This window comes from Enterococcus sp. DIV0187, from assembly GCF_051713785.1.
GTDB lineage: Bacteria > Bacillota > Bacilli > Lactobacillales > Enterococcaceae > Enterococcus_A > Enterococcus_A avium.
Genome location: NZ_JBIOQO010000001.1, coordinates 1,268,848 through 1,289,044 on the forward strand (window position 1 = coordinate 1,268,848; position 20,197 = coordinate 1,289,044).

At 38.5% G+C, this 20,197-nt stretch carries 19 protein-coding genes and 1 riboswitch; of the genes, 3 read left to right on the plus strand and 16 right to left on the minus strand.

Annotated features, from left to right (window positions below; all coding sequences use genetic code 11):
• Window positions 1–44 precede the first annotated feature (44 nt).
• Both IGI52_RS06220 and IGI52_RS06225 read right to left on the minus strand, forming a co-directional pair.
• The gene (locus IGI52_RS06220; protein WP_438780749.1) at window positions 45–1,439 is read right to left on the minus strand and encodes a RecQ family ATP-dependent DNA helicase; all 1,395 of its coding nucleotides are present in this window, start codon (window positions 1,437–1,439) and stop codon (window positions 45–47) included.
• Window positions 1,430–2,416: a helix-turn-helix domain-containing protein gene (locus tag IGI52_RS06225; RefSeq protein WP_438780750.1), complete on the minus strand. Its 987-nt coding sequence runs from the start codon at window positions 2,414–2,416 to the stop codon at window positions 1,430–1,432. Before IGI52_RS06225 ends, IGI52_RS06220 begins: the two co-directional genes overlap by 10 nt.
• Window positions 2,417–2,444: 28 nt before the next feature.
• Between IGI52_RS06225 and IGI52_RS06230 the strand changes: the two genes are divergently transcribed.
• On the plus strand, window positions 2,445–2,654 hold the full coding sequence (locus tag IGI52_RS06230; protein ID WP_048720863.1) for a ferredoxin: 210 nt from the start codon (window positions 2,445–2,447) through the stop codon (window positions 2,652–2,654).
• 81 nt (window positions 2,655–2,735) lie between these two features.
• On the opposite strand, the gene IGI52_RS06235 is transcribed toward IGI52_RS06230, so the two are convergent.
• From IGI52_RS06235 to IGI52_RS06290, 12 genes are all read right to left on the minus strand, one after another.
• A complete protein-coding gene (locus tag IGI52_RS06235) occupies window positions 2,736–3,329 on the minus strand; it encodes an ECF transporter S component (protein ID WP_438780751.1) in 594 nt (197 codons plus the stop codon).
• 121 nt (window positions 3,330–3,450) lie between these two features.
• Window positions 3,451–3,569: riboswitch (FMN riboswitch) on the minus strand.
• 68 nt (window positions 3,570–3,637) lie between these two features.
• A complete protein-coding gene (locus IGI52_RS06240) occupies window positions 3,638–4,354 on the minus strand; it encodes a pseudouridine synthase (RefSeq protein WP_438780752.1) in 717 nt (238 codons plus the stop codon).
• Window positions 4,355–4,936, minus strand: a complete 582-nt coding sequence (gene scpB, locus IGI52_RS06245; protein WP_048720869.1) for an SMC-Scp complex subunit ScpB — start codon at window positions 4,934–4,936, stop codon at window positions 4,355–4,357. It lies immediately after the preceding gene.
• Complete coding sequence (locus tag IGI52_RS06250; protein ID WP_016179939.1) at window positions 4,933–5,679, minus strand: segregation/condensation protein A; 747 nt, start codon at window positions 5,677–5,679, stop codon at window positions 4,933–4,935. The genes scpB and IGI52_RS06250 overlap by 4 nt, the downstream gene beginning before the upstream one ends.
• 1 nt (window position 5,680) lies before the next feature.
• On the minus strand, window positions 5,681–6,046 hold the full coding sequence (locus IGI52_RS06255) for a GNAT family N-acetyltransferase (protein ID WP_048720871.1): 366 nt from the start codon (window positions 6,044–6,046) through the stop codon (window positions 5,681–5,683).
• A gap of 14 nt (window positions 6,047–6,060) precedes the next feature.
• Entirely contained in the window at window positions 6,061–6,951 is an 891-nt protein-coding gene (gene xerD, locus IGI52_RS06260; RefSeq protein WP_438780753.1) for a site-specific tyrosine recombinase XerD, read from the minus strand.
• Between the two features lie 113 nt (window positions 6,952–7,064).
• The gene (gene fur / locus IGI52_RS06265) at window positions 7,065–7,520 is read right to left on the minus strand and encodes a ferric iron uptake transcriptional regulator (RefSeq protein ID WP_016179936.1); all 456 of its coding nucleotides are present in this window, start codon (window positions 7,518–7,520) and stop codon (window positions 7,065–7,067) included.
• Window positions 7,521–7,633: 113 nt separating this feature from the next.
• Window positions 7,634–8,491, minus strand: coding sequence for a CvfB family protein (locus IGI52_RS06270; protein ID WP_438780754.1), 858 nt, complete (start codon window positions 8,489–8,491; stop codon window positions 7,634–7,636).
• A 133-nt stretch (window positions 8,492–8,624) separates the two neighbouring features.
• Window positions 8,625–10,334 (minus strand): cell division site-positioning protein MapZ family protein, encoded by a 1,710-nt coding sequence (locus tag IGI52_RS06275; protein ID WP_438780755.1) that lies wholly within the window; start codon window positions 10,332–10,334, stop codon window positions 8,625–8,627.
• Window positions 10,335–10,532: 198 nt separating this feature from the next.
• Window positions 10,533–11,642: an RNA polymerase sigma factor RpoD gene (gene rpoD / locus IGI52_RS06280; protein WP_016179933.1), complete on the minus strand. Its 1,110-nt coding sequence runs from the start codon at window positions 11,640–11,642 to the stop codon at window positions 10,533–10,535.
• A gap of 22 nt (window positions 11,643–11,664) precedes the next feature.
• Complete coding sequence (dnaG, locus tag IGI52_RS06285) at window positions 11,665–13,485, minus strand: DNA primase (RefSeq protein WP_438780756.1); 1,821 nt, start codon at window positions 13,483–13,485, stop codon at window positions 11,665–11,667.
• 150 nt (window positions 13,486–13,635) lie between these two features.
• Window positions 13,636–14,271: a lysozyme family protein gene (locus tag IGI52_RS06290; RefSeq protein ID WP_438780757.1), complete on the minus strand. Its 636-nt coding sequence runs from the start codon at window positions 14,269–14,271 to the stop codon at window positions 13,636–13,638.
• Between the two features lie 183 nt (window positions 14,272–14,454).
• On the opposite strand from IGI52_RS06290, the gene IGI52_RS06295 reads away from it, so the two are divergent.
• The gene (locus tag IGI52_RS06295) at window positions 14,455–15,177 is read left to right on the plus strand and encodes an alpha/beta fold hydrolase (RefSeq protein ID WP_049220436.1); all 723 of its coding nucleotides are present in this window, start codon (window positions 14,455–14,457) and stop codon (window positions 15,175–15,177) included.
• Between the two features lie 4 nt (window positions 15,178–15,181).
• On the plus strand, window positions 15,182–17,761 hold the full coding sequence (gene mprF, locus IGI52_RS06300; RefSeq protein WP_438780758.1) for a bifunctional lysylphosphatidylglycerol flippase/synthetase MprF: 2,580 nt from the start codon (window positions 15,182–15,184) through the stop codon (window positions 17,759–17,761).
• Window positions 17,762–17,865: 104 nt separating this feature from the next.
• On the opposite strand, the gene IGI52_RS06305 is transcribed toward mprF, so the two are convergent.
• Both IGI52_RS06305 and dnaJ read right to left on the minus strand, forming a co-directional pair.
• Window positions 17,866–18,861: a plasmid pRiA4b ORF-3 family protein gene (locus IGI52_RS06305; RefSeq protein WP_176674845.1), complete on the minus strand. Its 996-nt coding sequence runs from the start codon at window positions 18,859–18,861 to the stop codon at window positions 17,866–17,868.
• A gap of 89 nt (window positions 18,862–18,950) precedes the next feature.
• Window positions 18,951–20,111 (minus strand): molecular chaperone DnaJ, encoded by a 1,161-nt coding sequence (dnaJ, locus tag IGI52_RS06310; RefSeq protein ID WP_016179926.1) that lies wholly within the window; start codon window positions 20,109–20,111, stop codon window positions 18,951–18,953.
• Between the last annotated feature and the right edge of the window lie 86 nt (window positions 20,112–20,197).

The window sequence follows — 20,197 nt, forward strand, 5'->3', positions numbered from 1 at the left end:
CGCCATGTATTATACCATAGCTCTTGAAAATGTGGCGTCAATTTTCAATCTTTCTCATCATTTTTAAAAATTTTTTGAATAATTTTTTCCCAAGAAAGGTGGGCCTCACTGTTTAACTGTTTCACTGGTTTCGCCTTCAATAAAGCACCATCATTATCGCAGCAATTATGATTTTCCCCAGCGGATGTTTCACCAAAATAAGCGATCAAAAAAGCTCGACGACATTCCTTTGTCGAAATATAATCCAACATTTTTTGTAGTTGAATTTTTTTAGTCTTACCTTGTTGGCTTAATAAATCCATTAAGCGAGAGCTTTCGTTGGGGAAAAATTGCTCCCATTTTTTTATTAACGGATCTTCAAAGACCAAATCAGTCATTCGTTGCTTGATCTCAAATAATTTTTTGGATTGATCGGTTTGCTCCTGGAGAAAATGATGAATATACTCATCACCTGCTTCATATAACAAAATTGCTTGACTTGGCTGACCATCTCTACCGGCACGACCAACCTCTTGTAAATAATTCTCTGGCGAATCTGGCAAATCATAATGAATTACAAAGCGAATATTTTCTTTGTTAATCCCCATACCAAATGCATTCGTTGCAATCAAAATCCGTAAATCGTCTGCTAAAAATTGCTGCTGAAGCATTCGTCGTTCTTGACCGCTTAAACCACCATGATAATAGGCAATCGCGTGCTGGTGTTTAAACGTTTGATACAGTTCTTCAACTTTTTTTCGAGTAGCACAATAAATAATACCGGAACCCTCTAAGGTCGTTATCAGTTCTTGTAGCTTTTCCAATTTAGTCTCTTGGTAGACAAAGTAACTGATATTAGGACGGTCAACAGAAAAAATAAATTCCTTTGCTTGATTTTCTCTAAACAATAGCCTTTGAATATCCATTCGAACTGCCGGTGTAGCCGTTGCTGTCAATGCCAAAACTAAAGGGCCGCCAATGAATTTAATACCATCGGCTATTTTCAGATATTCTGGTCGAAAATCGATTCCCCACTGAGAGATACAATGAGCTTCATCCACCACGATCAACGCTAATCTGGCAGCCTGTAAAGCCTTTTGGACCTCGCTACTCAAAAACATTTCTGGACTCATGAAAATAAATTTATAATGGTGAATTTCACTTAAAATCCATTGCTTCTCCCAAGAAGAAAGCAAGCTATTGAGCGCTACAGCTCTTTTTTCGCCAAGTCGCTGCAACTGAGCTACTTGGTCCTCCATTAAAGAAATAAGCGGTGAAATAATGATTACTGTCCCATCTATTAAATAACCAGGCAGTTGATAACACAATGATTTGCCAGTTCCTGTCGGCAACATTCCTAACACTGATTCTCCATTTAGGATCGTCTCAATAATTTCCTGCTGGCCAGGTCTGAACTGATCATGATGAAATTTTTCTCTTAATAATTGTGTTAAGTCCATTGTTTTTCCCTCAAATAATAAATTTGTGACAAACGAAAATTTAAATACGGTATGTCATACTCTTGGTATCGTTGATCTAGTACCTCTTCACTGCTTAACTGGTTAAATTCAAGCAGCTCGAAACGTTCAAAGGGAAATGCTTTCTCTAACAAAGCCCATTCAATAAAATGATCATTAATCGTACCTTGCTTTAAATGTCGAAGTCGTAAAATTTCAGCTTCTGTTTTACCAGCTAGAAAGTATTCTCTGGTTTTCAACATACTTTTATTAAGATTCTGCTGATCCAACGCTGATAATAATCTAGCCAGCTCTCCTTTTTTAACCTGAGCCAAAAAAAGATCAATTGCATGCTGTCGAAAAAGTTGATTCCATGGAGCATTTTGGTATTTTTCAGGTAATAATTGAAAGGCTGTCTTCCCTTGAAAATCATAGCCAGAAAATTGATTAGCTAAAAAATCAGCTTCTTTAGAAGGCAATTGTTGAAAAATCGTCAGTAATTCTTGCTGGAAGTGTTTGACTAAATTCGGCCCAGAACCCACCAACCATTTTTTGATCTGCTGTAAATAGAAAGGTCGATTTTCAATTGGGATATATTCTTTTTTACCATAAGATAAATGACTAATGACCTGCACCGCAAATAGAAGCAGTTGCCAAGAATTCTCCCGTGTTCGACCATAACGTAAATTATCCAATCCACTAAGATCATACTTTCTTTCAGCTAATTGCTTCTTGCCTCGAGAGGTCAGCATCCCAAAGCCTTCATCGATGATAATCCAATCAGCAGCAACTAATTTCTTAAGTTCTCTCTGAAAGTCAGCATCCTGTAAATTTGGCAGCGCTCCTAAATAAATTAAATTATGATAAAAAAAACCGTGCAGCAAGACAGAACTTGTTCGCTTTCCGACCAATAAATGATACAAAGTCGAGGTTCTTATCTTGTAGCCAGATTGAAATAACGTTAGAATAAAAAAAGTCATAGTAAAATCTCCTGTGGAAGGTGAAAAAATGAAATGCGAAATCATTCCTGAGCGCTGTATAGCTTGCGGGTTATGCCAAACGATCGCTCCAGAAATATTTGATTATACTGACGACGGTCTCGTCCTATTTGTTGGAGAGCCTGAAGCCAATCACGAGTTTATCCCTGAAGATCAACAAGCGGCGGTTATTCAGTCAGCCAAACGATGCCCGTCTCATGCTATCTTATATCAAAATTAATGATAACATACTTTAAAAAAAGTACACGAAAACAAGCAAATTTCAAAAAAATCTCAGACAAAATTGTCTGAGATTTTTTAACTAAACTGAATGATGTTGCGAGGTCATCGTCTTTTTCGATAACCACGGTAATAACTTGGCGTGTAAGACTAAGAAAACAACGCTAACAGATATACCTTTAAGAATATTGAATGGAACAATCCCTACTAAAATATAGCGTCCTAATCCCATTCCTAGCATTTGTCCGGCTGAAAGTCCAAATGCCTTCAAATAAAGCGGCGTAATCACAAAGTAATTTGCAATACTCATAAAGATCGTCATCGCCAGAATACCTAAGCCTAAACCTATAACACGTTTTGATGTCGTTCTTTTTCTAAACATTAGAAAAATCGGTAAAGTATACAAAGTTGATGCGAAGAAGCTGGCAAAGTCTCCAATTAAATTATCGATCGAAAAACCGGTCATTGTCAAATGCAGCAATGAACGAATAAAAGCTGTTGCAATCCCCGTTAATGGTCCAAAGATAAACATATTAATCAACACTGGAATATCGCTAAAGTCTAACTTTAGAAAAGGAAACATAGGGAGAATGGGAAATGCGATAAGTTGTAAAATTAATCCCATTGCTGCTGCCACTGCCACTGCCGTCATTTTTTGTAACCGTAAGTTCTTCATATGAAATCCTCCGTTTCGGAATCATCTTCAACGAACCATTTGAGCCAGACCTTGACACAAAAAAACTCTATGCTTCAGAAAAAAGCATAGAGTTACTTGAATACAATCTCACTCAAATAAGCTCTATCTTCTTTATCCAGACTGTACTGTCGGTATCGGAATCTCACCGATTCGGCTGCTTGCGCAGTTCGCGGACTATCACCGCCGGTCGGGATTTTCACCCTGCCCCTGAAGACGAACCATAAATTATTTTTTTATTGTGAATTAACTATAACAAGTTTACTTTCAAAAAACAAGTAAATGATTTTCTATTTTGACTGATTCAACAACGTATTGATTTCTTTTGTATTTAAACGACGATACTCTCCAGGACGCAATCCCTGTAAAGTTAAATCACCATAACGTTCTCGCTTTAATTTCTGAACCGGCAAACCAACTGCTGCTAACATGTTTTTGACTTGGTGGTTTCGGCCTTCGTGGATCGTTAATTCAACGATACTTGTTTCGGCTTTTTTATCTGCTGAAAGGATTTCAAAACGAGCCGGTGCTGTTTTCTTTCCCTCAATGCGGATACCTTTGGTCAATGGTAAAAGAGCTCTTTTCTCCGCGAATCCTTTTACTTTAGCTACATACACCTTGTCGATTTGGTGCTTTGGATGAGCTAATCGTTGTGAAAAGTCACCATCATTCGTCAAAAGTAAAATACCCGACGTATCATAATCCAAACGTCCCACAGGATAAATTCTTTCTGGAACAGCTGCAAAATAGTCTGTCACAACTTTTCGGTTTTTATCATCACTAACGGCTGAGATTACACCGCGAGGCTTATAAAATAAATAATACACGGGCTCCTCTTGATAAATTGGTACACCATCAACTTCGACAATATCCTTCTTACCTACTTTTGTTCCAAGCTCCTTTATAACCTCGCCATTTACTTTAACCCGTCCGCCAGTAATATACTCTTCAGCTTTGCGACGCGATGCAATTCCTGCGTGGGCGATAACCTTTTGTAATCTTTCCATTTATTGTCCATCCTCTTCTTTAAAGCGATCATAAAATAAATCTAATGGTTCATCCTCATCAGCTAGATCTGCTTCCATCTTTTGTACATCCGGTAGTTCTTCCATGTCTTTTAATCCAAAATAGTCCATGAAATAAGCGCTGGTTCCATATAAAATTGCACGGCCCGGACCATCAACACGCCCTTTTTCTTCGATCAGCTGTCGTGCTACTAATGTTTGAACTGCTCCACTTGATTGTACCCCGCGCAGTTCATCAATTTCTGATCGTGTCACTGGCTGTTTGTAAGCAATGATCGAAAGTGTTTCAAGAGCTGCTTGACTTAAACGGTTAGCCATTGGAGAACGTGCAAATTCTTTTAACAAAGGAGCAAATTCCTTCTTTGTACTTAAAACAAAATGATTACCGACCTCTAGCAGGGTTAATGCGGAAGCAGCATTCGTTTCGTACGATTCTCTCAAATCTATAATATTTTGATAGATTTCCGGAGTAGGGCGTTTTAAAGTAAAGGCCAGTTCTTCTAAACTAATCCCTTCTTCACCTACCACAAAAAGCATCGCTTCAATCTGGCTTAATTGATTCATACAATGACTCCTTTAAAAATCAAAATTGGTGCGTATGTTTCTTCCTGAGTTGCAGTAGCTTGACCTTTTTTCATCAATTCCAACAACGCCATAAAAGTTGTGATCATTTCATCCTTGGTATACTGCACAAAAAAAGACTCTAGTGGTAAGCCTTCATTCTCAGATAATTTTTCTAATCGACGACCAATCTCATTCACTTTTTGGTCAACCGTAATCGTCTCGGCGGTTACAGTTGTTTCGATTGTCTGATTTCTTTTCTTTCGTTGTAAAACATCATGCAAGGCTAAAAAGAGATCGATGGTATTCAATTGATTTTTCGGTAAAGGTAAGATTTCTTCCTCGTATTCGGAAAGATCCATGGGAGCTTTTGTATAAAACAAGCTACGCTCTTCTTCCTTTTCCGACAATACCGAAGCAGCATACTTATATTTTCGGTATTCTAATAATTGCTGGACTAGAGCGTCTCGTGGATCTTCTCCTTCTTCGTCATCATACTCAAATGCCACCTCAGGCTTAGGCAAAAGCATCTGACTTTTGATTGACATTAAGGTTGCGGCCATAACCAAATATTCACCGGCCACTTCTAATTCCAATGTCTTCATGGCGTGGATAAAATTCATATATTGTTCTGTAACTGCTGCTATCGGAATATCATAAATATCAATTTCCAATTGCTGAATCAAGTGCAGTAGTAAATCCAATGGCCCTTCAAAAACATCTAATTTTAAACTGATTGTCTCCATTTTATCCTCGCTTATGTTTCTGCCACTTCGCTAAGAAAGCAGATGTTGCTGGTGTCCCAATTATTGTTTGATCTGGATACAGCGCTTGTAGTTCTTCCATCATTTTTAGGCTCACACCTTCTCCACGGTAAGAAGGATTTAAGCTGATATCATGCAAAACAATTTCTTGGTCTTCAAGCTGGCTGACTCCCACGACGCCTTGAACATTATCTGAATGTTCATCGTAATAGCAATAAAGCTGATAACGATCATCATCTTCATAGGTATCAATTTCTTTTAGCAAGTGCTGATGGTCCTTCAAACTTTCATGGAAACTTAAAAGGCCCATTGCGATTTTTCGTTGATTTTTTCGATAGTGACTAAGCATTTTCTTTCCTCCTATTAGGCCCGTGGAAAAAATTCTTTGTAGACTTCGGTCATTCTTCGTTTAGTAATATGGGTATAAATTTGAGTCGTAGAAATATCAGCATGGCCCAAAAGTTCCTGAACAGTTCGCAAATCCGCCCCGTTTTCTAACAAATGCGTCGCAAAGCTATGGCGCAGTGTATGAGGAGTAACATCCTTCATGATCTCGGCCTTGATTACATATTGTTTCAGAATTTTCCATATTCCTTGACGGCTCATCCCGTGTCCGTGGTTATTAACGAATAGAAACATTACGTTTGGTGTTTTCTTGGTTAACAAAGGACGCACTTCGGTTAAATAGCGTTCCAGCCAATGAATTGCATAATCACCAAGAGGAACAATCCGTTCTTTATCGCCCTTCCCAACAGTTTGCAATAAACCCATCTCTAAATGGATATCTCCAAGTTTCAAACCAATCAGTTCGCTAACTCGTAGCCCCGTCGCATACATTACTTCTAAGATTGCACGATCACGGATTCCTAAGTCTGTCGTCGTATCCGGAGCAGCTATCAAACGTTCCACTTCTGCTAATGAAAGCGTCTGAGGTAATTTTTGAGCTTTTTTCGGACTATCTATATGTTGCATCGGATCATGATCCGTGTAACGCTCTTGACGTAAAAACTGATGAAATCGACGCAAGCTGGAAATCATTCGCGTGATGGTAGTTGATGCTTTTCCTGCTTCAGTTAAATTTGCCAAAAAAGCCACAACTATATAACGATCGACAGCCTGCCATTCGGTGACCCCTTGTTCACTCAAAAAGGACAAATACTGGTGAATATCTCTTTGATAACTGACACGAGTATTTTCTGAAAGACCACGTTCAATCGTTAAAAAATGCAAATATTCCGTTATTTGTTCATCCATGTTCTCACCACTTTCGCTTTATCATAACAAAAAGTCCCTTGAAATGATAGCACGTATCTTTGCAAGGGACTATATAAATTAATTATAACTTAATCCATTTTTCTCAAGAAGTCTTATGCTTCTTTTTTTTCTTGACAGCTTTGGCAAATACCGTGAAAAGTTAAACGATGATCCTTCACTAAAAAGTGATATCGTGATTCTACTACACGTTCTACTTCGCCTAAAAGGTCTTCTTCAATCTCTTCAATATTTCCGCATTCAAGACACAATAAATGATGATGAAAATGCTCTGCTCCTTCTTTACGAAGATCATAACGAGCTAAACCATCATCAAAGCTGATTTTGTTGACGATTTGCAATTCAGTCAAAATTTCTAATGTACGATAAACCGTTGCTAAGCCGATTTCAGGACTTTTTTTCTTTACTAAAAAATATATCTCCTCGGCTGATAAATGATCTTTTTCATTTTCCAATAATACGAGAACAGTTGCTTCGCGCTGAGGTGTCAACTTGAATCCCGAATCGTGGAGCTGCTTTTTGGTCTTTTGTAAGGCTAGGATTGCGTTCAAGAGAACCCTCCTTCATCTATTTTAGAATAATTCTAAACTAACAGCTAAGTAATTGCTGCTTTTCTTAGAATTATTATAGTTTATCACCTTTATTTATGCAAGGACATTCTCAATTAGCTTTTCAAACGAATTTGACCTTCGCTTTGTTCGATCAATTTTTCTTTCAGTAAGTGACCAATTGCCCGTTTAAACTGGCCTTTACTGATTCCAAACGCTTCTTTGATTTCTTCTGGCGCAGACTTATCCCAATAAGGTAATGAGTGGTCTGGATTTCTTTGCAGCATAGTCAAAATCATCGCAGCATCATCATTGATCATTTCATAGCTGCGTGGTTTCAAAGACATATTCAAAACACCATCTGAACGAACACCGATGACACGAGCTTCAACGACTTCTCCTAGGCGTGGTTCCTGATAACGTTCTGAGGGATGAACAAAACCAATATAAAAATCATCCGTAATTAAATATGAACCAGCAACTTTCAAGCGATAAATCGTTCCCTTTTTATTCTCGTTCTGCATTTCAGCAGTACCTGAACGGCTTAATGAATGAAAAATCGCCTCATCTGCTAAAACACCCCACATCCGGTCCTTTTCATCAACACGTAAACTTATCATCAAACGATCACCTTTTTTAGGCCATAATTCTTTCATACTCGGCATTTCATCTAAAGAAACAACCATATCTTTGTCAGGTAATCCAATATTAACAAACGCACCTAAATCTCTGCGAACGTCTGTCACTTCTCCAAAAGCATAATGTCCAATCCGAACTTGGGGGATTATTGTGGTAAAAATCGCCTCTTTCTTTTGATTCACATAACCAAAGCCTTCAACTGATTCTCCGATTCTATAAGAGGCATCCTCAGTCTTCAAAAAACGGAACGTTACCCCATTTTTTTGTACTAAATACATCATGTCATTTTCATCAATGATCAATCCTGTAAAAACTTGACCTAATAATTCATTCATACCTGCTGCTCCTTTTGATTTTGCTACATCTAATTTTCTACACACCATTTAAAACTAACTATCTCTCCTATTTTACCACAGCTCATAACTAAGGCTGGAAAGAAAACTTTCTTCCCAGCCTCTATTTTTTATTTTAGTTTGGCCCGTTTCCTTTGAACCATCCAGTTTTACAGTTGATCGTTACTAGGTACATTGGCAAGTCGCTATCCGAGTAGCCTTTTGTCAATGAAGCACGATTAGAAGTGGCGTATAAATTATAATACCCTTCTCCATTTTCAACTTTCACTGGTTCTAAGCTATATCCGCCTTCCACGATATATCCACGGGAAATACATGTTTGTATAACCTTCTCCCTGACGCCTGGCGCCCAAGCGTACGCATCACTACTTGTATCTCCTGCCTGACTAGTATCAGAAGAAGTTCTATCTCGGGCTTCTTGAGCTGCCTTTTCTTGTTCTGCTTTTTCTTGAGCGGCTTTTTCTGCTGCTGCTTTCTCTTCAGCAGCTTTTTTCTCTTTGTCCTTCAACGTTTGATCAACCTTCGTTAATTCATCCTTTTGAGTCTGCACTAGCTCTTGATTAGCTACCGCTTTCACTGCATCATTAGCCTTATTGTACTGATCACGATTGACAGAATCAATCACGTTGCCGTCCTTTAACAAACTATCAGCCGCTTTTTTCGCTGCTTCAACCTTGGTATATTGATCCTTTGCATTCGTGATAGCTTGACTCATTAAAGTATCAAACTCTTTATCTCCTGTATTAACAGTAAGATTCACAGGTTCGGCTGTTTTCAATAATGGTTTGTCTGCTAGTTTGTTCCCATTGATCGCAGGGCTTGTGAATAGCTGATTTACAGATTGCTCAGCCTTTTGCTTATTCGATAACTCATCGTACTCTTTTTTCAATTCATCGTATCGTTTGTGATCTTTATACTTGGATAATTCTTCATCAATTTTACCCGTGTTAAGATTCACTTTGTCGGCAACGAGAAATGTGTGTTGATCGTCCGTGTAATAACTATCAATACTTTCCTCAATCGTGTCAAGGGCTTTATTTTCTTTTTTAACGGTTGCAATCCGCTGCGCTTCAACTTCCTTCTCGTGTTGATAGTAATAAGCGCCACCAATACCTAACACGGCAATTGCCGCAAGTGTGATATAAACCTTTTTGCGGCCTTTCTTGGGTTTTTCTTCTGAAGACTGTTGATCTCCTGGCGGAATAGCTCCATTATTTGATTCTGAATCAAGTGGTGTTTCTTCTATCTCTTCAGAAGCGGATTCTGTGTTTTCTTCGTCATAAGGAACTGCAGGATCTAACAAAATTGCTTCCTTCGATTCATTCTCTGCTTCAATTGCATTTTCAGCCGTTTCTTCTATTGGTTCGTCCATTTCACTCTTTTGTTCTTCTGCAATTTCTTCATAGTCAGTCTCTGGAGCTTTGTCATTTGTTACTTCTTTCGTCTCTGCAATCTTATTTTCATCGATATTAACAGAATCTGTCTCATCGACTTCCTCTGATTTATTTTCAGTTTCACTATTTTCGGATTTGTCCTGGCCTTCTTTATGCTCACGAATATATTGCGCTAAAATCGGATTCATTTCAGGAGTTTCCTCCGTTGACTCTTTAGAGTTTTCTTCTTTCATTTTATCCTCGTTATCCTTAAACATTTTTTGCACAGATTCAATTGGCATATCTGCTAGATCAGACCATTCGATCGTATCATTTTTATCAGTGATTTCTTTGGTATCTTCTTGATCATTTAACTGTAGTGAAAAGCCACACTTCGGACAAGTTGTGCATCCTTCGACTGGTTCATAACCACAGTTAGGGCATTTTTGCAATGAAATCGGCTCCTTTTTTTCAATCATATGCTTTAATCTATCATATGTTTAGGGATGTTCCAAGCAATTTTCGAACGAATTAATCAAAAATAATAAATTCCGTATGCTTTTTGGGAATTGCACAATCATGCAGTTTAGCTGTATTTTTGCCATAAAAAAAACTCCTCAAGGAAATCCTCGAGGAGCTTAAATGTTTTTTTATTCTAAAAAGTCTTTCAATTGCTTAGAACGTGATGGATGGCGTAATTTACGCAAAGCCTTCGCTTCAATCTGACGAATCCGTTCACGGGTGACACCAAATACACGGCCAACTTCTTCTAATGTGCGTGTTCTGCCATCATCTAAACCAAAACGTAGACGTAGGACATTTTCTTCACGGTCAGTCAATGTATCCAAGACATCTTCTAGTTGTTCCTTCAACATCTCTGAAGCCGCATGTTCAGCTGGACTTGTCGCTTCTTGGTCTTCAATGAAATCACCTAAATGTGAATCATCTTCCTCACCAATCGGCGTCTCCAATGAAACTGGCTCTTGAGCGATCTTCAAAATCTCACGAACTTTTTCAGTAGGCAGATCCATTTCAGCCCCAATTTCTTCTGGTGTTGGTTCCCGGCCTAGATCTTGCAGTAATTGACGTTGCACACGAATTAACTTATTAATCGTTTCTACCATATGAACCGGAATACGAATCGTACGCGCTTGGTCAGCAATCGCACGAGTAATTGCTTGTCGAATCCACCATGTTGCATAGGTCGAGAACTTGAAACCTTTACGGTAATCAAATTTTTCAACGGCCTTCATCAAGCCCATATTTCCTTCTTGGATCAAATCTAAGAATTGCATTCCACGTCCAACATACCGCTTCGCAATACTTACAACTAAACGCAAGTTCGCTTCAGCTAAGCGTTGTTTTGCTTCTTGATCCCCTTGTTCGATCAATAATGCAAGCTCAACTTCTTCTTCGGCAGTCAACAATGAAACGCGTCCGATTTCTTTTAAATACATACGAACTGGGTCATTAATCTTAACGCCAGTTGGGGCCGATAAATCTTCTTTTTGTGCGGCTTTTGCAGTTTCTTCATTTTGTTTCAAGCTAGCCTTAGAAGGTTCACCATTTTCATCAACGACACTAACACCAGCATCTTCGACTTTTTGGATTAATTCATCCATTGCTTCTGCACCTAATTCATAAGGTGTCGCCAAACGATTGGTTAATTCATCGTAGACCACCTGTCCTAAAGGTTTTTTCTCCTTAATGAAGGCTGCTAAAGCTTTTTCGTACTCTTTTTTGTTTTTTACATCTGCCATAAAATAAATGCCCCTTTCACTTCTAGGCTTGTTTCAAGCGTTTTGTCAATTCGATAATTTGCACGGTTAATTCTAATTCCCGCTGCTGGTTTCCACTTTTTCTGGCCTCAAGCTGCTCTTCTTGTCGTTGTTTGATTTCCTCAGCAATGCCAGATTGGGAAATTACCCGCATCAGATCATAGATTTCTCGTTCGTTACTATCTTCTGACATGGATATCATAGAGATGTCGATGACTAGCTGCTTCATCTCATCCTCTTTTAAATAGTTCAGGAAGTCTGCTAAAATAAAATTTCCATGAACCATCATATAACTATCTAAGTAAAGAAGCAATTCTTGATACTGATCGTGGATAAATTGAAATTCCGTCTGGACTAATTGTTCACGGATCGAACTTTCATTCATGCACCGATACAGTAACATTCGTTCGGCTTTTTCTTCTTTGGTCAATACTCTTTTGACCGATTGAGTCGGTGCCGTAGAAACCGGAGCTTGCTGCTGACGTCGCTCAGTACGGATTGTTTGGCGAACCATTTGCAATTGTTGCTTCAAACTTTCTCGCGTCAAATGAAACTCATTGGCTAATTGACCCAAATACAAATCTTGTTCTACTGGAGATTGGACTTTTGCCAAATCTTGCATTAAGACTTCCAAGTAGTTCAAACGATCCGCTTCATTATCCAGATTCAACCCTTTCTTCCGATAATGCATCTTAAAAGCAAAAGGAGTCTGGCGACCATGCTGCAACAAATTCTGCAACTCAGTCTCACCGTATTTTCGCAAGTATTCATCTGGATCAAGTTTTTCCGGCACAGTAACAGTGGACAGATTCAATCGACTATGTGCATCTAAAATTGTTAATGCACGTTCCGTCGCCGCTTGTCCAGGATCATCACCATCATAGGCGATTACCACTTGACCAGTCACACGCTCAATTGTCGCAATTTGTTGCTCCGTTAAACTTGTCCCCATGGAAGCTAGTCCAATTTTGATACCAGCCTGCCAAGCAGCTAATACGTCCATGAAACCTTCAAATAGTATTGCTTCCCCCTGTTTACGAATTTCGTTTCGGGCTTTGTCAAAATTGAACAATACCTGCCGTTTATTGAATAGCTCCGTCTCAGGAGAATTCAGATACTTCGGCTGATCTTCTCCAGGAAAATCCTTTGTTTTCAACAAACGTCCAGAAAATCCGATCGGTTTCCCACGAAAATCATTCAGAGGAAACATCACTCGCTGATAAAAACGATCGCTAAAGCTACCGTCATCTCTACGAATAAATAATCCGCTGCGTTCCATCAAATCAGCATTCACCTTGTCTTGTTGTGTCACTTGAACTAAGAAATCCCGTTGACTAGGCGCAAAACCAATCTTAAATTCATTGATCAAATCATCACTTAAACCGCGTTCATGAAGATACTCTAATGCTTCTTCACCAACCTTCGTATTCATTAGCAGATGATGATACAAGTCTCGCGTTCGTTCATGCAACGCAATTAATTGTTGCTGTCCTGTTGACGTTTGGTTCACAGGCTCACTAGAAATCTCAATACCTAAAGGAATTTGTTCCATGTCGGCAACTTTTTTTACAGCTTCAGGAAAACTGATTCCTTCTAGCTCTTGTAAAAAAGTATAAACATTGCCGCCCTTACCGCATCCAAAACAATGAAAAATCTGCTTGTCTTCAGCAACCGAAAATGATGGAGTCTTTTCTTCGTGAAATGGACAAAGTCCCAAATAATTTTTGCCGGATTTTTTTAATTGAACATATTGCCCAATCACTTCAACAATATTTGTTTTCTCACGAACCTCATCAATCACTTGTTGGGGAATTCTTTGCGCCAAAAAAACCTCACCCCAGTTCCCAAAAATATGATAACAGCCATAAAAAATCGCCCCAATTCATCTCTCGATCAGCGCGATTTTTTTAGACAAACTTATACGTCTATCATTTTAGCATATTTCTTTATTATTACAAGCTTTCCGCTCATTATTTTAACTATCTTGAAACCTTTGAAACATCGTAATGAAACGCTTATTCATTTGCACGATTTCAGCATAAAACATGTTTCCACCGTTTTGATACAGATACCCGCCATTGTATAACACAGATTGCAATTGCATATAACGATAAGTGTGCTGCTGATCATTGCCATAGCCTGGGGATAAAACGTCTCGCGAGTATTCTTCAGCAAGCTCCACACTATTTTTACCACCGTGCTCTTGCACATATTGAATATATTTTGTTCCAAAGTTATACGCTTGAATTGCAGTGTCGAGGTCGCATCCAGCAGCCTTCGCCTGCTTATAGCTTTCCGCAAAATGCTTAACGCCACTTTCGATACTCTCTTGTTGACTAATAATCTTTCCACGACTTCCATAAGCACTTTCAGAGCTTTGCATTAGGTCCGTCCCCTGACCCTTTGATTCAGTATACATGATTCCTAAAATAACGTCCGTATAATCTCCTACCCCTGCTTGATCCGCCAAAACTTGCACATTGTTGCGATAGCCGTTGACGGTATTTGTATTTTTATATATTCGAATTGCAAAATATCCACCGACCACAAGGACCGTGAGAATTGCAACTATAATAATTATTTTCAAAAATTTTCCAATTATCTTTAACATGAAATCTACCCATCTGTCTTCTTTTTTCTCTTTCCATACTACAAGAGTCAATCAATCTTTTAAAAGTAAAATATGATAGCTTTATATTTAATTAATCATTCTAAAGTTTTCATTTTATTCCATGATTAAATTAATGTGCAATACTTAAAAAAATCGGTATACTTAACACTGGTAGGTGATGTTGTGAAAAATGAAAAAAAAATCGCTCAAATGAGCGATGGTTCAGAAATTTATTACGAAAAATACGGAAAAGGGCCAGCGCTCTTTTTGCTTCACGGTAACGGCGGAAGCGGTCGATACTTTTCAAAACAATTAAACAGTTTCAGCAAACATTTCAACGTTTATGTTGTTGACAGCCGCGGACATGGTCGTTCAACTAATACGCAAAAGGAAACAAGTTTTCACTTAATGGCAGAAGATCTCGCAACCATTATGGAACAAGAAGGACTTAATCATGCCGATCTCTTGGGCTTTAGTGATGGTGCAAATTTGGCAATGGTTTTTGCGCGACTTTTTCCTGAAAAAGTGGATCATCTGGTTTTGAATGCTGGAAATACGGTTCCTAGTGGTGTTCGAACGCTTTATCATCTCTTGAGTTATGTACAATACGCGATCGTTTGGATCGGGGCGTTTGTAGATACAGGTATGCGAAATTTCTTACCCATTCTGCGTCTGCTTTTCCGCGATATCGGGTTGACAACTGAGGACTTGAACCAGATACAGGCTCCTACTTTGGTTATCGTGGGTAAACATGATTCAATTAAAACGCAACATTCAATGTATATTGCTCGTTCGATTCCAAACGCGAGTTTTGCAATCGTTTCAGGACAAGGACATATGTTCGCGCGTAGAAATCCAAAGCGTTTCAATCAAGAAGTCCTTCAATTTTTAATTGGTGAGGAGTGATTCGATGGAAAATCTTATCGGATGGATAAAAACACATTTAAGTAAATTTAAAACAATCTTTTTGATTTCAGTTATTATTATTGTCTTGTTCGAGTTATCCAATATTGCAAAAACAATTTCCTTTGATCAGCTTTCAACTATTTTTAGCGAAATCAGCATCTGGAATATTTTGCTAATGGCACTAATCGGATTAGTTTCTGTGGCCCCAATGATCGGCTACGATTTTACCTTAAATAACATCTTAGAACAGAAACCAAAGAAGTTATACATCTTTGAAACAAGCTGGTTGGTTAATACCCTAAACAATATTGCTGGCTTTGGCGGCTTCGTTAGTGCGGGATTACGCTCTGAATTTTATGGCAAACAAACATCTGGGAAAAAAGTTATTCAAGCATTATCAAAAATTTTAGTCTTTACAATGTCAGGACTTTCAATTTATGCACTGCTTTCTTTTTTCTTAGTTATGTTCGACGACCACAATCAATATCTACGACAATACTGGATTTGGTTAATTGGTGGTGGCCTCTATTTTCCAATTATCTTTTGTTTAAGTCTTTTCGGTAAAGGAGAATATCTGGGCGACCTGAAAAGTTCACATCGTTTGGAATTGATCGCGACCTCCTTTCTCGAGTGGACAGGGACGTTAGTCAGTTTCATTTCAATTGGTTTGTTGATGGATATCCATGTGAGTATTCGCGATGTTGTTCCGTTATTTATTGCTGCGACAGTAATCGGAATTGCTTCGATGATACCAGGTGAACTCGGCAGTTTTGATCTGATGATGATTATCGGTCTATCAGCTCTGGGAACTCCTCGCGAAATAGTTGTCGCGTGGCTTTTATTATTTCGACTTTTCTATTACCTGATTCCCTTTGCTATCGGCCTGATTTTCTTCTTCAAGAATCTTGGTACAACGATTAATACACGTTATAAAGGAATTCCAATTAGTCTATTAAAAGAATTGGCACACAAGTTCGAGGTTATTCTACTTTATTTTACGGGAATTATGCTGGTTTTATCAGCAACAATTCCTGAAGCATTTATCCGGCTGCCTTTCTTGCAACGGCTGAATCCTATTCATTCCCGTGTAATTGTGGTCTTTCCAGCTATTCTTTTAGGCTTTTTATTGATTGTTTCCGGTCGTGGAACCTCTGCACGAGTGAAGAGAGCTTATATTCCTACGATTATCATTGTAACCTTAACTTTTCTATATTCATTGTTAGCAGGATTTCGTTTTTCAACCGGAATATTCCTTGCGCTATTGTTACTCTTTGTTATTTTTTCAAAGAATGAGTTATTTAGAGAACAACTAGTTTATTCTGCTGAATGGATGACGATTGATGGGATAATTATGGGCAGTTTAGCAATTCTATACATTATTATCGGTGTTTACAATAGTCCAAACATTCATCATCGTCATCGTTTGCCAGAATTTTTCTTGTTTCCAAGCGAAAGAATTTGGTTCGTTGGTTTTATCGCTATCCTGATAGTTGCTTTCATTATCCTATTATTGATCCGCTTTTTGAAAAATAAACGAATTCAAATTGGAGAAGCTTTAGATGAGTCTCGTATCCAACACATTTTATCAACATATGGCGGTAATCCTGATAGTCAATTAGTCTTTTTAGAAGACAAGAAGGTTTTTTATTACAATAACGGTGATGAAGACACAGTTTTCTTCCAATTATCGACCTTCAATAATAAAATTTTAGTAATGGGCGATCCTTCGGGGAAAGCAAGTGACTTCGAGGCTGCTACAGAAGCACTGATTAATGAAGTTGATCGCTACAATTACTTACCGGTTTTTTATGAAAATAGCGAAGAGATGGTCATGATTCTTCACGAGTTCGGCTATGATTTCATCAAATTCGGTGAAAGAGCCCATGTTCACCTGCCTGACTTTACGTTAAGCGGAAAGAAAATGAAAGGTCAGCGCTCTAGCTTCAACAAGGTGCTTAAGGAAGGGTATCGATTTGACGTAATCACACCACCCTTCTCGTTTGAAACCATTTCTGCTTTAAAAACTGTCTCAGATGAATGGTTGGGAGGTCGCAAAGAAAAAGGCTTTTCCTTAGGTTTTTTCTCAGAAGATTATTTGCAACGAGCGCCAATTGCCGTGATTAGAAATAGCGATGAAAAAATTGTCGCCTTCGCGAATTTTATGCCTACTTATACCAACAGCATAGGAACGATCGACTTGATGCGCCACAGTCCTGAAGAAGCTCCAAGCGGCACGATGGATTTTCTGTTCATTAACCTGTTTCAGTACATGAGAGACGAGATGGGTATCGAATATTTTGACCTAGGTATGGCTCCCTTAGCAAATGTTGGAACCTCCCGCAAAAGCTTCACCCAGGAACGAATTGCCTATTTAGTTTATAATTTCGGCTCCCGTTTCTATTCTTTCGGTGGTCTAAAAGAATACAAAGATAAATATGCTAATGAGTGGTTACCTAAATACGTACTCTATTCCCGTGATAGTTGGATTGGTTATGTCATGATCGCCCTTTTGATTACAGATAACTCTCCAGTGCAAGCTGAAAAGAAATATCATGGATTTCGTCGATTTATCTTCAGAGATTAGCTATCTCCTTATCAATAATTATTTAGTAGTAAATTAATTTCGCTTAAAAAACAGCAAAAGAGTCTGGAAAACTCATTCCAGACTCTTTTTAATTTAGATTTCACTCAATCCTTGATTCTTTTATGCTCTAGCCTAGTATTTATTTCTGCTAGATCAAAGGGCTTCCAAATTTCTTCTCCGCGCGTATCTTCACATGGAGTATCACCCTTTGCCTTTACGCAAACAGCATACTGAAATTGCACTGCTTCATTTAAAAGTACTTTTTCTACAATAATTTGATGCTCCCAATCACAGCCAAAATCATAGATATATTCAATTTTTGCTCCTTCTTGGAAATCCTCGTCAATCAATCGTCGCTCTTCAGAAAACTGTGACATTTCCAGTTCGCTCGGTCCAATCATTTTAGTCCGATCTACAAAGAAACTATGTAAATGACTGTCTTCCCATCCAAAACTAACTTGAAGAATTTGATGAAGTTGCTGATAAGTAGTGCCAGCCGGAATCTTTAAGCGACGCCAAATAGGTGGTTTAAACCCCTTCAAGTCCACTCTAACTAAATAACTTGTTATTTGGTTTTTAACTTTCTTCTGTTTAGGAAACGCTAAAATATTGTCAGGTGCTTTTTTTCTTGGTACTTCTTCAAGGTCATAGTATTCAATATTATAGGGGTCTTCAACTTCAAAATTTCCTTCACGCCACTCATCCATAATAGCTAATTTTGCTTTAGACCAATAATTCGGATTACTCATACGAGTCAAAAAGGCCGTTTTATTAAGATAAATGAAATAGTGCATATCCTTGCACTCATCCTCTGTGATAATTTTTTCATGATACAACGCACTATAAAGGTCTAATAGGATTTGATAGGCATAAAAGCTTTCATCAATAAATAGAGGCATATGTTTAGGCATATGATGAATCAATGCATCCTCTACAATTTGTTTATCCAACAGCTTACTACTCAGTTTTCCTTTGTCAACAAAGCTTAAAAAGAATTCAATTGTGCGAATTAGGCCATCCGGTTCTGCGAGTCCCCCCGCAATAAAGTAATGCATCATGTCTCTGGTCATTCGATCAAATAGCTTGTCCAATTTATCCATATGAACCTCCTTCAACACATATTCTCTTCTTACTAATAGTAAAAGAAAAAAGAGACTCAATCAACAGTGAATTGATTAAGTCTCTATAATTATTTCTTTCCGCCAAAGGCATCCTTCACCTTACCAAAGAAACCTTCCTCTTTTTGTTCACTAACCGTTTGGCCGCCAGCTTCTGCAAATGCTCGCAACGCTTCTCGTTGTTTCTCATTCAAGTTCTTAGGCGTGACGATTTTTACTGTTACTTGCTGATCGCCATTTGTGTTGCCACGAAGTCTAGGCGCTCCTTTGCCGCGAAGCCTAAACTTAGCACCTGTTTGTGTTCCAGCTGGTATCTTCAATTTTACATCACCATGAACAGTTGGAATGTTAATCTCATCACCTAGCGCCGCCTGAACAAAACTTAGAGGCAACGTGTAATAGATTTCTGCACCATCACGATCAAAAATATCACTTTGTTTCACTTTAAAGACCACATATAAATCTCCATATGGTCCGCCATTGATCCCGGCTTCGCCTTGATCAGCTAATCGCATTTGTTGTCCATCTTCAACACCAGCAGGTACTTTTACCTTAACTGTATGAGGACGTTTTTCATGACCTGAGCCATGACAAGTCGGACAAGGATCCTTAATTTCTTTCCCAGTTCCATGACAAACATCACACGTTTGACGACTCATTACACGGCCAAGTGGTGTTTGGTGTTCCACATTGATTGAACCAGAGCCATGACATTTATGACAGACTTCGGGTTGTGTCCCAGGTTTTGCACCATTACCGTTACATGTATGACAGGTTTCTTCGCGATTGTATTTAATGTCCTTTTCCACACCAAAAATAGCTTCTTCAAATTCCAAGTTAATCGAATATTGCAAGTCAGAGCCTTGTCTTGGTGCTTTAGGATCGGCTTGACGAGAACCTCCGCCTCCGAAGAATGATTCAAAAATATCTTCAAAACCAAATCCGCCTGCTCCACCAAATCCACCAGCGCCTCCGAAACCGCCTGCTCCGCCGGCACCAAAGTTTGGATCAGTCCCTGCATGACCATATTGATCATAAGCAGCTCGTTTTTGTGGATCACTTAGGATTTCATAGGCTTCAGAAATTTCCTTAAACTTTTCTTCAGCATCAGCTTCTTTATTAATATCCGGATGGTATTGCTTGGAAAGCTTACGATATGCCTTTTTTATTTCATCATCCGAAGCACCTTTTTGTACCCCAAGGACTTCGTAATAATCCCGTTTTGTAGCCATTGGCTTCCCTCCATAATTTCATAGAATCGTTAGTATTGTATCACACTCAAAATCGATACGATACTTTTCTTAGATTTTTTCTAAAG

Coding starts and splice junctions, on each gene's coding strand:
- IGI52_RS06220 (WP_438780749.1), bottom strand. CDS start 1,439: ATGGACTTAACACAATTATTAAGAGAAAAATTTCATCATGATCAGTTC.
- IGI52_RS06225 (WP_438780750.1), bottom strand. CDS start 2,416: ATGACTTTTTTTATTCTAACGTTATTTCAATCTGGCTACAAGATAAGA.
- IGI52_RS06230 (WP_048720863.1), top strand. CDS start 2,445: ATGAAATGCGAAATCATTCCTGAGCGCTGTATAGCTTGCGGGTTATGC.
- IGI52_RS06235 (WP_438780751.1), bottom strand. CDS start 3,329: ATGAAGAACTTACGGTTACAAAAAATGACGGCAGTGGCAGTGGCAGCA.
- IGI52_RS06240 (WP_438780752.1), bottom strand. CDS start 4,354: ATGGAAAGATTACAAAAGGTTATCGCCCACGCAGGAATTGCATCGCGT.
- scpB (WP_048720869.1), bottom strand. CDS start 4,936: ATGAATCAATTAAGCCAGATTGAAGCGATGCTTTTTGTGGTAGGTGAA.
- IGI52_RS06250 (WP_016179939.1), bottom strand. CDS start 5,679: ATGGAGACAATCAGTTTAAAATTAGATGTTTTTGAAGGGCCATTGGAT.
- IGI52_RS06255 (WP_048720871.1), bottom strand. CDS start 6,046: ATGCTTAGTCACTATCGAAAAAATCAACGAAAAATCGCAATGGGCCTT.
- xerD (WP_438780753.1), bottom strand. CDS start 6,951: ATGGATGAACAAATAACGGAATATTTGCATTTTTTAACGATTGAACGT.
- IGI52_RS06270 (WP_438780754.1), bottom strand. CDS start 8,491: ATGAATGAATTATTAGGTCAAGTTTTTACAGGATTGATCATTGATGAA.
- rpoD (WP_016179933.1), bottom strand. CDS start 11,642: ATGGCAGATGTAAAAAACAAAAAAGAGTACGAAAAAGCTTTAGCAGCC.
- IGI52_RS06290 (WP_438780757.1), bottom strand. CDS start 14,271: ATGTTAAAGATAATTGGAAAATTTTTGAAAATAATTATTATAGTTGCA.
- mprF (WP_438780758.1), top strand. CDS start 15,182: ATGGAAAATCTTATCGGATGGATAAAAACACATTTAAGTAAATTTAAA.
- IGI52_RS06305 (WP_176674845.1), bottom strand. CDS start 18,861: ATGGATAAATTGGACAAGCTATTTGATCGAATGACCAGAGACATGATG.
- dnaJ (WP_016179926.1), bottom strand. CDS start 20,111: ATGGCTACAAAACGGGATTATTACGAAGTCCTTGGGGTACAAAAAGGT.